Origin of the sequence: Paenibacillus sp. FSL R7-0340, assembly GCF_038002205.1 — a bacterium.
Taxonomy (GTDB): domain Bacteria; phylum Bacillota; class Bacilli; order Paenibacillales; family Paenibacillaceae; genus Paenibacillus; species Paenibacillus polymyxa_B.
On sequence record NZ_JBBOBY010000001.1, the window covers coordinates 802,468 to 818,832 of the forward strand.

Sequence of the window (16,365 nt, forward strand, 5' to 3'; positions counted from 1 at the left end):
ACTACCATGAATCTCGTATCGTTATACTTTTTGGGCTTTTGTTTTTTTTGAAAAAACAATGAACTTTTGCCCGACATAATTAATTAAAGTATAAAAAATATTCCCGATTAAGATGGACAGATTGCCTAAAATTGCATTGTTTTTAATACTCAGACTTGAGATCAGGAAGTGGCTGATTAGATAGCTGAGACAATACGATAGCAAATAGCATATCAATATGATAAAGACAAACTTCCAAATGGTCTGTCCATGGCTTGCATTGTTTTTGAAAGTAAATCTTTTGTTTAAGAAATAGCTTACAGTAGCACCTACAGAATTACCAATAAAGGTCGATAACCAGTAGTTAGTCCCTAAAGTATTAAAGAGCAAGAACATGACGGACATGCCGCATATTGTATTTAGGACACCTACGACAAGAAAACGGAAAAAGCTATTCTGAAATAAAGTCAAATTAGTCACCTGTTCGCATCTGTTTATTGGACAGCCACAGCTTCCCTTTCACTATTTTTCACTTTTTTTGTGTTTTCAGTATCTAGGGTGCTTTGGGAATCTAATAGGGTCTCAATAATATATTTGGGTCTTTGTTTTACCTCTTTATATATTTTACCGATATATTCGCCAATGAGCCCCAGTGCTACAAGTTGCAGACCACCTATAAACCAGATGGACAACATTAAAGAAGACCAGCCCCAGACAGTGGTTCCAAGGAGCTTACTAATAATGGTATACACAGCTATTAATAAGCTTATGCCAAACATTGCAAAACCTACAGCTGAGATAAGCCGGATTGGGGTTATACTAAATGAAGTGATTCCATCGAAAGCAAAAGCGAGCATTTTCTTTAAAGGATATTTGGATTCTCCTGCAAAGCGTTCATGTCGATCGTAATAAACTTCAGTAGACTTATAACCTATTAACGGAACTAGACCACGTAAAAAAAGATTGACCTCTTTAAAGTTGCTTAATTCCTGGAGAACTCTTTTGCTCATTAAACGGTAATCCGCATGATTGTATACAATATTGACTCCCATTTTACTCATAACACGATAAAAGCCTTGGGCTGTTGAACGCTTGAAGAATGTGTCGGTGGTTCTACTTTTTCGAACCCCATATACGATGTCATAACCTTCTTTGAATTTTATTATAAATTCTCGGATGGCATTGAGATCATCCTGCAGGTCGGCGTCAACGGATATTACACAATCAGATGTCTCTTTAGCTTCCATTAACCCAGATAATAGAGCGTTTTGATGGCCAGCATTTTTCGCCAATTTGAGACCACTGACAAAAGGATTTTTTAGATTATATGATGCTATGATGTCCCATGTTTTATCACGGCTACCATCATCAACAAACAACATTTTACTATGTTTAGAAATGAGCTGACTCTCTGCCAACTCCTCAAGAATGACCGTAAGTCTGCTTATAGTTTCAGGCAGTACCTCTTCTTCGTTATAACAGGGAATAACTAACGTTAAAACAGGGTTACTGATTATTGAATCCAAAGAACTCTCTCCTCAAATTTTGGCATATCTGGTACTCAATTTTCTATCTTTTTTAGTTTATAATATGGTTTACTTAAAGTATATAACATTGCAATGACTAAGTGCTATAATAAACTATTAGCAATTTACAAACGTTACTCGAATTATTGATAATTTAGTAAGTTTTGTTGAAAAGGAGTTTTAACCTATGAAAATCCGTAAAGCGATTATTCCTGCTGCGGGATTAGGGACCCGGTTCCTTCCTGCTACGAAAGCGATGCCTAAAGAGATGCTTCCCATTGTAGACAAACCAACAATTCAATATATTATTGAAGAGGCTGTTGCATCTGGTATAGAGGATATCATTATCGTTACTGGTAAAGGCAAAAGGGCGATTGAGGATCATTTTGACTACTCCTTTGAGCTGGAGCATAATTTGACTGCGAAGGAAAAATGGGATCTGCTCAATGAAGTGCGTAAACCATCGGAGATGGCAGATATCCACTATATTCGTCAAAAGGAACCCAAAGGGTTGGGGCACGCTATCTGGTGTGCACGTAAGTTTATCGGTGACGAACCTTTTGCCGTCCTTTTAGGGGATGACATCGTTGAGTCTGAGAATCCGTGCCTCAAACAGATGATAGACGTGTTCGATGAGTATCAGCGTTCTGTTGTAGGTGTAAAACAAGTGGATTGGAACGAGGTACATCGTTACGGCATAGTTGAAGGTCATGCACTTACTTCCAAAATCTCTGAGGCGGAACGATTGGTAGAAAAGCCAAAGAAGGAAGAAGCAACCTCCAACTTGGCGATTATGGGACGTTATATCTTGACGCCTGATATTTTTGATATCCTGGGCCAGCAATCTGCGGGAGTAGGCGGGGAGATTCAATTGACGGACGCATTGTCCAAGCTGGGAGAAAAGAATCCGATCCTGGCCTACGAGTTTGACGGGAATCGCCATGATGTTGGCGAGAAATTGGGATTCATTGAAACTACTATTCATTATGCTCTGCAGCATAACGAAATCAAGGATGAAGTACTGGCTTATATGAGACAGGTTATTGAAAAGATTGACCAACAAAAATAGACAGCTCACCTAACCTCACCTTATCAAAATAAAAAAGAGACTACCGGATGATATAACATCATCTGATAGTCTCTTTTTTTCTGCTATTTCTCCGATTTTAACTGAGCAATTTGCTCTTTTTCCTTCGGATCAGCTTTTATTAGTTTATCGTACAATGCTTTGTCATCCTGCCCTTGCTTTTGCAGAGCGACGATATAATATCGAGCAATCTCACGATTTGTAGCGTCGCTCAGGTCGTCTTTCAAGCCGTTTTTGAGGATGCTTGCAGCCTCAGCAGGCTTACCTGACATGAACTCAATTTTTCCAGTACTGAGCGCAATACCCGGAGTTACTTCAAAAGTACGTGTCAACTCAATTTCAGGTGGAACCGTCTTAATATGAGCTACCCCATCCAGAACCTTCTGATAAGCAGCGAGACCTGCTTGGAAATATTTCTGTTCCTTGGCTGTGTCTTTCTGCTCATGTGCCTTATTACCAATAGTGTAAGCTTGGGTAATCAACATATTGTACCAGTCATTGTCCCAGACAAAGTTGGAAATGTTATTTTCCAAAATACTGAAGGCTTGCTCATGCTCACCTTTTGCTTTTAAAAGGTTAACTTTGGAGTTATACATGATTTTATTATACGGTTCTGCCTTCAGGCCCGTATTAAGTACCTCTATTGCAGCGTTATAAAATTCCTCTTTTTTCGTTTGATCATACACATTCTTGTACAGTGCAGCCAATCTTATAACCGAATCTGGGTGCGTAGGACGAAGTTCAAGATCCTTATTAATGGCACTTTGGATTTCCTCAAAAGATGTGCTGACCGCCATGATCTGTTTGGCAGATGTGGCAGCATTGGCCGATTGCACGAAGCGGAGACCTGCAAAAAGCACCACAATGCTTAGAATGCCGATGACTGCACTATACATGATTCGGAATCCGGAAGCACTCATGGACAGGCGTTTAAGCGGCTTGCTGTCCATAGCAGCGGCCATACCACCGAGACTCACAAATACCAGTATGCCCATGAACACGTAACTCAGATTAAAGTCTAGCAAGCTATGAAGTAAGATTGAGAGTGCCAAAATGAGATACAGGAAGTGAGAATCCCGTTCTTCATCATCTTGTCTCATATAGCTACGGATATATTTATAGAAAATATATAAGATAAATGACATGAAAATTACAAAACCGAGAATACCAACTTCAACCAGATACTGCATGAAGAAGTTATGGGCCTGACGGCTTGTGTAAGGATAATCTTGGTATTTCTCGTATAAAGTAGCCCAACCGCCGCCGCCGGTGCCAATAACAGGATGATCTTTAATCAATTTGGCAGCATCCTGATAGAATACAAGTCGTTCCAGTACACTATGCTGCCGGAAATTGATATTTTCAAACCGTACCTGGACGTTTTCTGGTAGTACGCTGCGCAGGCCAGTTCCAATAAACAGAAAAGCCAGCAAGCCAATCACCACAACTGATCCAACAGGTAGCCACAGGTTGGATAACTTGCGGGAGGCCCATCCTTTGAGGGCATTTTCCAACTTCGGTGCCAGATAACGTTCAACAAGCCACAGTACGACAGCTACAGCCAGGGAGACACCAATAAGTAACCCCCAAGCCTTCGCAGCCTCTCCGCCGTTGTAGGTCTTGTTGAGTTGTAAACCCATATTTGTAATTGGCGCCAAGATAGATATTGACGCTACACCAGCAATGGCACAATGCAAAATCCATATAATCTGACGTGCTGGTTTAAAGAAGAGCAAGAGCAGTACGAAAACGACTGGCAACATAACCAGACCGCCCCGTGACAAGGTCAGGAATAACGAGACCAGGATGGGCACCAACATGAAACCATGAGTAGCCTTGCCATACCATGATTTTGATTTCATTAAACAAAAAACGGCAGCGAATAGGAAAGCCATTAGAAAGGCGGCATATGTATTCGCATATTGAAATACTGATGTCAGCCGGAGACCATTTGTATCTGTCATAACTGCATTGGTATAACGATATTGATACACATATTGGGTAAACCAGCCTACCATCTTGCCGGCAAGTACCCACTGTCCAAACCAGTTAATAAAGCCAAAGCCTACAATGACATAAGCAACAGTCATAATCAGGTTGTGAATAATCTTATTGCCTAAGCGATCTTGTAGTAGATAGATTGAGATGATAAACAGAGCGGCATATATGCACTGTACCACCACCATATTCATGGCCAGGTAATGCGAAGCTGCTGAAGTCAGTGAAAGCACATAAGACAGGGGAAGCAGCAGTACTAATACAGCCAGCCAATCCCTTTGCTCTTCCAGCTTGAATTTCTTATAATAAGATACGATTGCCAGGATCAACAGAATCGAGGCGATGATAACAGCCCAATAGAGAGGCTTTTCAAAATCGAGCATTTGCCCATTAAAAAGTGCAGCCTGGAAGGGAGCCCAAGCTAAAAACAGAATCATGCCAACAATTAACACCCAAAACATAGCCGGCCTTTTATCGTCACGGGTCGACGTTTTGGCCTGTTTCCCGTATACTGGATTCGACAAGGTTTACAATCTCCTTTTCTTGTAGATACGTCAACATTTTAGCATATCGTAGCTGTTAGAGCCATATCGCAAGAGTAATCATGTCAAATTTTTACTTTTTTGTATTATAAGAGACTTACCAAACCATGTTTAAGGTCGTGACACACTCGTATGAATTTAACTCAAAACTTTTCGAAAAATTTAAAGTTACTCTGGGAATTGTCTAAAAAAGATATTAAATCTAGATACCTTGGTTCATTTATGGGGGTACTCTGGGCTTTTATACATCCTATGGTATCTATACTTGTTTATTGGGTCGTATTTCAGGTTGGTTTTAAAAATGTACCTATTGGAGATACTCCCTTTATACTTTGGTTATTAACAGGAATGGTGCCTTGGTTATTCTTTTCTGAAAGCTTAGCAACTGCAACCAATAGTATTATAGAAAACAATTATTTGGTAAAGAAGATTGTTTTCCGAGTTGGTTTGCTGCCGATGGTGAAAATTTTGTCTGCTCTTTTTGTACATGTATTTTTTATCATTGTTCTTTTCATTATGTTTAAAATATACAATGTTGAATTTACGATTTATAACATTCAAATCCTTTATTATTTATTAGCCACGATTTTTCTTTCCTTGTCCATTTCTTACATAACAGCGACATTAGTTGTTTTTGTAAAGGATGTTGGTCAAGTTGTTGCGGTATTTATTCAGCTATTCTTTTGGCTTACGCCGATCTTCTGGAATTTAAATATTGTTGAGGATAAGTATCAATTTTTCTTTAAACTAAATCCTGTTTTTTATATCGTCGAAGGATATCGGGATACTTTTATTGATCACAAATGGTTCTGGGAGCATCCATCAATGACGATCTACTTTTGGGCTATTGTGATTATCGCAGGTACTATAGGAATCAAAATTTTCAAAAAAATGAAATCTCATTTTGCAGATGTATTGTGAGGAGAAAATGATGAATCAAACAGAATCAGTTGCTGTGGAAGTTAATAACGTCACTAAAATATATAAAATATATGATAATCCCAATGAGCGATTAAAAGAGGCTGTTCATCCCTTTAAAAAAAAGTATCATTCTGAATTTAAGGCCATCAGTGACCTGTCCTTTTCCATAAATAAAGGACAAGCGATTGGTATTATTGGTAAAAATGGTTCTGGAAAATCGACTCTTTTAAAGATGATCACAGGCGTGATTACTCCCACCAACGGAAGCATTAAAGTGAATGGGAAAGTTGCTGCTCTTTTGGAATTGGGCGCGGGTTTTAATCCGGATTTAACAGGAATGGAAAACATATATTTGAACGGAACCCTTATGGGGTATAGCAAAATAGAGATGGATGGTAAACTTGAATCTATTGTATCCTTCGCGGATATCGGGGACTTCATTAATCAACCAGTCAAAATGTACTCCAGTGGTATGTTTGCCCGTTTAGCCTTTGCAGTAGCTATCAATGTTGATCCAGATATTTTGATTGTGGATGAGGCCTTGTCTGTTGGAGATATTTATTTTCAGGCAAAATGTATTACCAAAATGAAAGAGCTCTCCAAAAAAAGTACGGTTTTATTTGTCTCACATTCCATGGATACCATTAAAAGTTTTTGTGATACAGCGCTGCTGATTGATAAAGGACACATGGTCGAAATTGGTCCAGTGAAACGTGTAGCACAAATTTATGAAAACATTGTTAACCAGGAAATTGCAGATATGAAACGTGTTCAATCTTTGGATGTATTTGTTAATTCTGAAACAGATAAGAAAAGTTCGCTGTTGCTATTAGAAGAGGACCCTGCTTTTGCAAAACGTGCTAATGAGTTTCGTTCTGGAACGGGAGATGCGCGCTTTATAAGAGCAGACTTGTTAGTCAATGGAGAAGTTGTTAACCAGGTCCCTTTTGGAGAAATGGTTACTTTGCGTTTATTGGCACAATATTATAAAGATATAGATTCTGAGGGAACCATTGGCTACATGGTTAGAAACCATACTGGTGTCGATGTGTTTGGCATGAATATCTATAATAAAGCAAAATTAGTTCCGAAAATGCAAGCGGGGGGCATTCTGGAGGTTAACTTTAATTTCCGTAATCTATTATCTGAAAGTGGTAAATACACCATTTCTATTGGTTTGAAGCCTAAGCCTTTTGAGCCTCTTTATCTGGATAGCGTAAGTATAGCAGCTGTTTTTGAGGTTCCTAAGCCAGAGAATAATTACGTACCAGGATTAATATTTGTAGATAACACAATAGATTTGCAAGTCATTAATTAAGGCTGGTGATAAAATGTGTGGGATTTTGTTTTCTAATGTAGCCATAAATAAAGAAGTATTTCTTAATTCATTAAATATAATGAAACACCGGGGGCCTACGGCCCCACTTTGTGTATATCAGAGTGAAAACTTTATGCTGGGGCATAACAGATTAAGTATCTTAGATTTGGATCGGAGAAGTGATCAGCCTTTTTTCTCTGATGACGGAAGATATGTGATTATATTTAACGGAGAGATTTATAATTATAAAGAATTAGCCTCCAATTATTCAATTCAAATGAGAACAAACTCAGATACTGAACTTTTATTGAAGCTTTATATTCAATATGGTCCCCAAATGTTGAATTGGCTTAATGGAATGTTCAGTTTTATTGTTTTAGACGTCCAGCAGAAATCATTTTTTGTAGCACGAGATCGTATGGGAGTAAAACCGCTTTATTACAACAGATATGGGGAAAAGTTCATTTTCAGTTCTGAAATTGCTCCATTGCTCCCATTAGTCCACAACATTTCTATAGATCAAGAAGCCGTAAGACAATATAAAAAGATGAGATGCTTTTTTAATGATCGTACTATCTATAATGAAATAAAAGAGTTTCCACCAGGATATTATTACGAGAATGGCGAATTTATTAAATATTGGGAAATTGATTACTCTGAAAAAGAACCTCCTTCCGATGAGGAACTTGAGTTTCTAATTCGCTCTGCAGTAGAGTACCGTAAGATCGCAGATGTTGAAATTGGAAGTTACCTAAGCGGGGGATTGGACAGCACGATTATTACTGCACTTGCCAGAGTAGAGCATACTTGGACTGTTGGTTTTGAAGATTATAATGAGTTTCAGTGGTCTGAAATCGCAGCAACAAGATACAATACCATTCATCATCCGATATTGTTTGAACCTGATCACTTTTTATCATTAGCTCGAGAGCTTATAACTGTAAAAAAAGAGCCTCTGTCTGTGCCCAACGAAGTGTTACTGTATCATATGACTCAGCAAGCATCTGCTAAAAATACAGTCATATTAAGCGGAGAAGGCGCTGATGAGCTTTTTTTTGGGTATGACCGTATTTTCAGATGGGCTAGTAGCGCTACAGACTTTGATATCCGAGCCTTTAGTGAACTCTACACCTACGGATCTGAAGATGATATAGAGATTGTAGAAGACGCTTTGACACCTTTCATGAAGTTAAAGTCACCTCAAAAAATCGTAGCTGCATTCTTCCAGCAAGCCCATTTGAGAGGGTTACTTAAAAGGCTGGATAGTGCCTCAATGTTAAATTCCGTAGAAGCAAGATCTCCTTTCTTGGACTATAGATTAATTGAAAGGCTTGCAGGTGTAGACTCTCTGTACAAAATGAAGGATGGGGTTGTTAAGGCTCCTCTCAAGAGAATTTTTAAAGATATTGTCCCTGCAGAGATTGTAAACAGAAAAAAGGTGGGTTTTCCTGTTCAACTTGAAAGAGTCCTATCTTCTGAGAAAATTGAAGGGAAGACGACATTCGACAAATGGTTTAACTTCAATTTAACTACGTTAGGAGAAATCTTATGATTATCGGCTATACTTCCGGAGTCTTCGATTTATTTCATATTGGGCATTTGAATTTGTTGAGAAATGCTAAATCACTCTGTGATAAACTCATTGTTGGTGTGACAACAGATGAGTTAGTTTCATATAAGTACAAAAAAGCAGTAATTCCTTTTGAGGAAAGAATTGAGATTGTCAGAAACATCAGCTTTGTTGATACTGTAATTCCTCAGGACTCCATGGATAAATTTGAGGTTTGGCAAAAATTAAAATATGACGTAATGTTCGTTGGTGATGATTGGTTTCAAAATGAACGTTGGGACCAGTATGAGTTGCAGTTTAAGGAAGTTGGAGTGAAAATTATATATTTTCCCTATACGAAGAGTACATCATCGACTTTACTGAATGAGACATTACTGAAATTAAGAAAATAAGTATAAGATTTTTGCCTGAAAGGAAGAGGTTTTGCAGTGAATATGAACAGATCTATAGCTTTTGTCATTCACAATCTAGTTTTATATGAAACGATTAAGCCTTTAATTGAGGAGTGTGAAAGAAAGCAGATCGTTTGTGATATTTATGTCCCTCACATTGAAGAAGAAGATTGGGGCGACATGTCCTTAGATACCTATCATTATTTGAAGAACAACGGTATAAAAGTGACTCTAACAAGCTCTGTACCTGACAAGGTATATAAAATAGCTTTCTATCCTTATCTCCCTTATTATTTGGAAGTTAAGTCCGATTATAAGTTTAGATACCAGTATGGAATGGCTAAACCAAACTGGAATTTAGATACATGGAGTCGGAATTTCGATTTTATCTTTTGTAATGGGCTGTATGATTCCTCGGTTCTGGCAGCGTACACTCAGACAGAAATCGTAGGAATGATTAAATACGCCAAATTTCAAAGGAAGAAGCGCGAAACGGATAAATATAATTTGCTTTATTTGCCTACGTATGGGAATGAGTCGTCTATTGAGCTTGTTATGAACCATATTGAAGAAATGTCAGATACCTTTAATATGAAGGTGAAATTGCATCATGGCACTTCTTTTTTGGAGCATGAACGGGTTAGTCTAGTTAAGTTGCATATCCCTGATGTGCTTGATCACAAGGCTTCTCTTGTTCATTTAATAGAGGAAGCTGATGTGATATTGTCTGACGGCTCTGGAGCTATATTTGATGCGCTGTTTACGGACACTCCAATTGTAATATTCCAACATCCCCAAACAGAATCTTTCGAGGGGATTTTACCTTTGGAAGAGCAAATAGTTCAGCAAAACATTGTTCCTTTTGTGAGCGATAACGGCAATATTAAACAAACTTTACTTAATGCAATCTTAGATGAACAACTAATACAACAAAGAAGGAAATTTACTCTAGAGATGTTTCCGGTTAAAGGAAGAGAGACGATAGATAAGTGTATGGATGTAATTAACAGATTTCTAAAAGATGACGTGGACCATGCTTATAGAGCAGGGCATACACGCCTGAAAAATGAATTTAATGAATTACAAACTCATAATCAAACTCAAAGCCAAGAAATAGAGCAGCAAAAACAACACATTGTTGAGCATATGGATCAGATTAACACATTGATTCAAACACGAGATCATCAGGAAAATGTAATAAGCAGCATGTCAGCAGATTTTAAATCTCTGTCTGAAAAGAAAGATGAATTAGAACAGCAATATGTTCAACTTACACAGGATTATAATAATGAAAAAAACAACTTGGATATATTAAATCATCAATATAGACAACTATTTGGTCAATATAATGAACTGAACACCCAGTTCAGTGAGTTGGAAGAATATAATGGAAGACTGTCTACAGAGATTCATAATATTTATAACTCTAAAAGGTGGAAAATGGCGAATAAACTTAAACATATCTTACACAAGTCCAAAATGATATATGTTCTTAAGGGATATAGAGTATGGAAAAGTTATGGCACCACTATTTTACTGAAAAAGATAAAATCTAAAGTGTCGCATAAGCTTAAAAGAACTAACGCGGGGGATCAGCCGATTGATCTACGCAAAGATGAAGGGAATTACAATCAGTTATTAACCTGGTATGAGTATAAATTTTACAATTATAAAGTATCTAAAGACAACTCATTTTCTCTGGCTCTTGATAAGTTCGAGATTGAGTTTGAGAAGGATCTTATATCGGTTGTCCTTCCTGTATATAACGGTGAGGATTATGTATCAAAAGCTATTGATAGTATTCTGCAGCAATCTTACAAGTATTTTGAACTCATTATTATTAACGATGGTTCAAAAGACTCAACGGCAGAAATTATTGATAAGTATGCTAAAGCAGATCATCGTATCAGAGTAGTTCATCAGGAAAATCGTAAGATACCAAGAACATTATCTAGAGGTTTTAAGCTAGCCAAGGGTGAATATCATACGTGGACAAGTGCAGATAATATCCTCCCTGAAAATTTCCTGGAGAAGATGGTAGCTGATCTTAAACGTGATGAAAATATTGGTATGGTGTATGCGAACATGAGGTTAATCGACTCTGCCGGTCAAGTGATTTCCAACCATGGCTGGTATGAAGAACCACAGTTCAGTGGCAATGTTATGCTGCCTAAGTCTGCATTGGAGTTAAACGTATATCCTAACAATACGATTGGTGCAGCTTTTATGTATAGGGCCAAGGTAACCCAGTTATTGGGTGACTATTCTAGTTATAAGCATACCCTTGAAGATTATGATTACTGGATGAGAGTGAACTCTCTATTTGAGCTCAAACATGTGACGTTCGATGAGCCTATATATGATTATCGCTGGCACGATAAGTCACTGACCGCTTTAGATCAAGAACTGGGCATCACCTCTAACAGATATAAACTCATGGTACTTGATGATTTTAGAAGAGATTTTTATCTGACCCCATTAGTGTGGATCATTGAGGGAGATGCTACTGAAACTGGTGAGTTTAAGAACTATGTTCTGACTAAAGGACATACTGTGGTTGGAAGAGATGAAGTGAATACGATTGTTGGTCTTAATTTGGCAACGCCTATTTGCTATTTGTATATAAAAACAGGTGAAGTCCATGATTTTGAATTTATTGATTTTAATGCTTCAACGTCTACGTATGCACTGCTTATAGATAAATCAGAGCATACAACAGATACATTTGTAGCTGACTATCCTTGGGATCTGAAAATAAAAGATAAAATGAATGGTGAAACAGATAGCAACTATGACTTTTTTGCGCAGGATACGGAAGTTCTGTTCTCTCTTATAAATACGAAGGTTAAGAACGATCACTTGTACCGTATTGAGGCGGTAATTGAAAGTGAACCCGTTTATAATAAGGGATTATCCGTTATTATTTGCACGTACCAGCGGAGCGAGAAACTTTCAAATGCGATTAAATCTGTCATAGAACAGTCGTTGGATAAAGCGGACTATGAAATTATTGTTGTAAATAATGATTATCTGAATGAGGAGATTCATCATTTGGTTCGTGAGTTCAGAGCAACCTATAATATTGACCAATCCTTCCTGCGATATATGGAGGCTCCATTAAAAGGTCTTTCCTTTGCACGTAATGTTGGTTTATTTGGGGCAGAGGGGGAGGTCATACTCTATATTGATGATGACGCTATCGCAAACTCCAACTTGCTTGAGGAAACCATCAGAGGATTCTCAGATCGTCCCGATATCGGGGTCATGGGTGGGAATATCATACTCAATTTACACGAGGAACGGCCTGAAGTGGTTAAACCAGGTACTGAAGCATACTGGAGTCAGCTTATTGTGGAAGGCGACGAAATTATCGATTCTAATTTTCAGTGGGAGTTCCCTTATGGAGCCAACTTTGCGGTTAGACATGCTGCGCTAATGCGAATTGGGGGCTTTAGAAGCGCCTATGGGCGTAAAGGAAACAATTACGCTGGAGGAGAAGAAATTGTTGTATCTTTTGCTATGAGAGAAATCGGCTATAAGGTTGGTCTTAATCCTAAGATGAAGGTCATTCATGATGTGGACACCTCCCGATATACTGTTGAGCATGTTAGAAAGACAATGCGAAACAGTATTTTAACCAATTACCAATTGCAAAAGGATCTGTATGCGCCGATGGAATCGGATATTGAGGCAGATAAGAATCACCTCGAAATTGTTAAAGCTGAATTAGATCATTTGCAGAAGATTCCGACTAAAAATCGAGACGTTGAAATTGATATTCTGTATAAACAATACACAGTTGAAGCGTATGAAGAGTTAATACAAATGAAGGAAAACGATATGAATTCGCGAAAACAGTTGGCAGGATCGTATAGATAATTAATAAAACTTTAAAGGCGCCTCTTTTATAAAAATAAGGGGCGCCTTTATTAGTATGGAGCGGTTAAATTGAAAATTTTATATTTCTCCCCGATCTATTGGGATGATTTAAAACAACGTCCGCAACATTTGGCCGAAGAGTTTGCTAAAATGCCGGGGGTTCACATCACCTTTGTAGAACCATCCATTAGTATACTTAATAGTATTGTAAGGCAGAACTCAGATTATAAAAAAAGAAATCAAACCATAAATGATAGCCTTCAAATATTCAGGCCTTCGGGCAGTCTGAGATTACCCCGAAGCTTTGAAAGCTTAGACGTATTTCATATGAATCAATGGTTTGAAAAGAGACAGTTGGAAGATTTAGTTTCCAGTGCAGATATCATTTGGTTGGGAAGTCCAGTCTTTTATCCTCTTATTAAATCAAATAATAATAAGAAGATTGTGTTTGATCGAATGGACGACTATGTATTTCTAACTAACAATGCATTGATGAAGAAATTACTCGAAAAGTGGGAACTTGAATTACTTGCCAAGGCGGATCTTGTTATTTCTACAAGTAACCATTTGCATAAGCATTCTCAAACATTGTGTAGACAATCTTATTTGGTGAAAAATGCTGTTGATACAGCTATACTAAATATAAATGTAGCTAGCTTGGTTGTTAGCGAGTTAAAATGGTTAAAGCACGAAGGCTACTACATTTTTGGATATGTAGGGGCGATTGACCACTGGTTTGATGTGGAAGCGGTTAGGGCTATTACTGAATTTGATGAGAAATTTGTTGTATGTTTGGTTGGGAGAAATAACCTGAATTATAATTTTGAACAGCATAATAGGATTAAATATTATGAGACTGTCCCTAAATCAGAAATTGGTGCGATTATTGATGCTTTTGATATTTGTTTATACCCCTTTTTGAGGAATTCGGATAGAATTGATACGATCAATCCAGTAAAAGTTTATGAGTATTTGAGTTTTAATAAAGTGATATTAGCGGTGGATAGCGAAGAAACAAGGCTTTTAAATCAGGAAGGGATTTATCTATATAATAGTTTAGAGGAAATAAGAAAATATCTAAAGGATATAGATACCCTGCAACGCCCTTTTTATGATCAAGAGCAACTGGAGGACTTCGTAGTCCATAATAATTGGGAAGCTCGTGCAAAAACCATTATGGAGCTGCTTATAAAAGAGCTTCAATAGGAGGAACTTAGATATGAAAGGGATTATACTAGCTGGAGGGACTGGATCTAGATTATACCCCCTTACTAAAGTTACAAACAAACATTTATTGCCAATTGGTAAATATCCGATGATATATTACTCTATTGATAAGCTCAAAAAGGCGAATATAAATGATATTTTAATCGTTACCGGAAAAGAACATATGGGAGATGTAGTTAATCTCTTAGGAAGTGGTGTCGACCTTGGAGTTACTCTGACTTACAAAGTGCAAGATGAAGCCGGGGGGATTGCCCAGGCTTTGCTTTTAGCTGAGCACTTTGTTGGCAATGACAAGATGGTTGTTATTTTGGGGGACAATGTTTTTAAAGATGATATATCATCGTTTGTTGAAAAATTCAAACTTCAAGAATCAGGAGCGAAATTACTACTTCATAAAGTGCCTGATGCTAACCGCTATGGGGTACCAGAATTACAAGGCGATAACATTGTAAATATTGAAGAAAAGCCGGAGATTCCTAAGAGTGATTATGCAGTTACGGGCATTTATATGTTCAACCACTCGGTATTCAATATCATCAAGACCTTGACTCCTTCAGCAAGAGGAGAATATGAAATAACAGATGTTAATAACGCTTATATTCAACGAAACCAACTTACATTTGATATTTTAGAGAATTGGTGGACTGATGCGGGAACACATAGTTCATTGATGCTTGCTAACAAATTAGTAAGTGAAATGAATTATGAGCTTTTTTCTTAGTATTATCATAGAACTAGCGACATCTTATGGTGATACTAAATAATTAAGAAAGCGAGACTGTTTAAATGCAAATTGTGAATGCTCTTCCAACTAGAATAAAGTGGGTGGATGTACTAAAGGGATTGGCAATTATTTTTTTAGTTTTCTCACATTTGGTGCCTCATGGTTTTAAAGGGAATGAGATGATGGATAAGAGCTTTATTATAGGTTATTTTTATTCCTTCCATATGCCTCTTTTCTTTTTTGCTTCTGGGTTTACTTCTAATTTTCATAAGTATAAGTTTAGTAGTTTTTTGTGGTCTAAAATCAAAACAATTCTTTTACCATATACGACTCTTTATATATGCTCATTATTGTATTTTGGTTGGATGCATTGGATGGGGATTGTCGGAACGCTTGATCCAATGGTTGTTATTGAAACTTTTTTATATGCAGATGGAAATCACTTGGGTATTCTAAATATGTCTCTTTGGTTCCTACCTTGTCTCTTCTTAGCCCAGATCATTTCGTACTTAGTCTTGAAAATTTCGTCTAAAAGAAGTTATATGTATGTATTTTGGATATTGCTAACCATACTTGGTGCATTCTTAAGTAAGCTTGACACACATGCACTTCCTTGGTCATTTGGCACGTCAATTAATGCAGCTTCTTTAATTATTTGTGGTTATATATTCAAGTTGAATGAGCAATATTTTATTGAAAAAATCAGAATTAACAAACCATATTTTGCTTACGCGGCGGGTTTCCTGGGTCTTTTATTATTTTTAATAAATGATAAACCAGGCATGTCAGGAAATTACTATGGACATAATTATGTATTATTTTATCTGTCAGTGTTGGCTAGTTTAATATTTTATATATACGTATCCAAAAAAATAGAGTCGTCTAGCTTACTGTCCTATTTTGGCAAAAATTCTTTAATTATATTTGGTCTGCATGGTTTAATACTTAGCTTCTGGGAGAATGTGAATTTTTACGAGAAGTTTTCTGTTAAAACAAATATGTATTTAGACGGTATTTCATTTGTTGTTATTTCTACCTTACTTGTCTTCTTAAGTTGTATTCTTTTTATTGAACTATTTAATAGATTCTTACCTTTCCTGATTGGCAAAAAATTTAGTTTTGGCAGCTCTAAAACAACAACTATTCCTTATAAGAATGCTTGATAATTAACTTACACAAAAGCCCCCGATTTTTTTCGAGGG

Annotated in this window: 12 protein-coding genes; 9 read left to right on the forward strand and 3 right to left on the reverse strand. The window is 37.1% G+C overall.

Annotation, left to right across the window (positions count from 1 at the left end):
• Positions 1–21: 21 nt before the first annotated feature.
• Positions 22–459 carry a GtrA family protein gene (locus MKX59_RS03495; protein ID WP_223821961.1) on the reverse strand — a complete coding sequence of 146 codons (438 nt, stop codon included), beginning with the start codon at positions 457–459 and terminating at the stop codon, positions 22–24.
• A 14-nt stretch (positions 460–473) separates the two neighbouring features.
• Positions 474–1,505, reverse strand: a complete 1,032-nt coding sequence (locus MKX59_RS03500) for a glycosyltransferase family 2 protein (protein WP_076294076.1) — start codon at positions 1,503–1,505, stop codon at positions 474–476.
• Between the two features lie 187 nt (positions 1,506–1,692).
• On the opposite strand from MKX59_RS03500, the gene galU reads away from it, so the two are divergent.
• Complete coding sequence (gene galU, locus MKX59_RS03505) at positions 1,693–2,574, forward strand: UTP--glucose-1-phosphate uridylyltransferase GalU (RefSeq protein ID WP_028542106.1); 882 nt, start codon at positions 1,693–1,695, stop codon at positions 2,572–2,574.
• Between the two features lie 83 nt (positions 2,575–2,657).
• On the opposite strand, the gene MKX59_RS03510 is transcribed toward galU, so the two are convergent.
• Positions 2,658–5,114 (reverse strand): O-antigen ligase family protein, encoded by a 2,457-nt coding sequence (locus MKX59_RS03510; protein WP_053326210.1) that lies wholly within the window; start codon positions 5,112–5,114, stop codon positions 2,658–2,660.
• Positions 5,115–5,264: 150 nt separating this feature from the next.
• On the opposite strand from MKX59_RS03510, the gene MKX59_RS03515 reads away from it, so the two are divergent.
• From MKX59_RS03515 to MKX59_RS03550, 8 genes are all read left to right on the forward strand, one after another.
• The gene (locus MKX59_RS03515; RefSeq protein ID WP_028542104.1) at positions 5,265–6,053 is read left to right on the forward strand and encodes an ABC transporter permease; all 789 of its coding nucleotides are present in this window, start codon (positions 5,265–5,267) and stop codon (positions 6,051–6,053) included.
• Between the two features lie 10 nt (positions 6,054–6,063).
• Positions 6,064–7,371, forward strand: coding sequence for an ABC transporter ATP-binding protein (locus MKX59_RS03520; protein WP_028542103.1), 1,308 nt, complete (start codon positions 6,064–6,066; stop codon positions 7,369–7,371).
• 13 nt (positions 7,372–7,384) lie between these two features.
• Entirely contained in the window at positions 7,385–8,923 is a 1,539-nt protein-coding gene (asnB, locus tag MKX59_RS03525) for an asparagine synthase (glutamine-hydrolyzing) (RefSeq protein ID WP_340857626.1), read from the forward strand.
• A complete protein-coding gene (locus MKX59_RS03530) occupies positions 8,920–9,333 on the forward strand; it encodes an adenylyltransferase/cytidyltransferase family protein (protein WP_013312205.1) in 414 nt (137 codons plus the stop codon). Before asnB ends, MKX59_RS03530 begins: the two co-directional genes overlap by 4 nt.
• A gap of 42 nt (positions 9,334–9,375) precedes the next feature.
• Positions 9,376–13,212: a glycosyltransferase gene (locus MKX59_RS03535; RefSeq protein ID WP_340858988.1), complete on the forward strand. Its 3,837-nt coding sequence runs from the start codon at positions 9,376–9,378 to the stop codon at positions 13,210–13,212.
• Positions 13,213–13,281: 69 nt separating this feature from the next.
• Positions 13,282–14,418 carry a hypothetical protein gene (locus MKX59_RS03540; protein WP_028542100.1) on the forward strand — a complete coding sequence of 379 codons (1,137 nt, stop codon included), beginning with the start codon at positions 13,282–13,284 and terminating at the stop codon, positions 14,416–14,418.
• A 13-nt stretch (positions 14,419–14,431) separates the two neighbouring features.
• On the forward strand, positions 14,432–15,160 hold the full coding sequence (locus MKX59_RS03545) for a sugar phosphate nucleotidyltransferase (RefSeq protein ID WP_028542099.1): 729 nt from the start codon (positions 14,432–14,434) through the stop codon (positions 15,158–15,160).
• A gap of 65 nt (positions 15,161–15,225) precedes the next feature.
• Positions 15,226–16,326 (forward strand): acyltransferase family protein, encoded by a 1,101-nt coding sequence (locus MKX59_RS03550; protein WP_340857627.1) that lies wholly within the window; start codon positions 15,226–15,228, stop codon positions 16,324–16,326.
• The last annotated feature ends 39 nt before the right edge of the window (positions 16,327–16,365 follow it).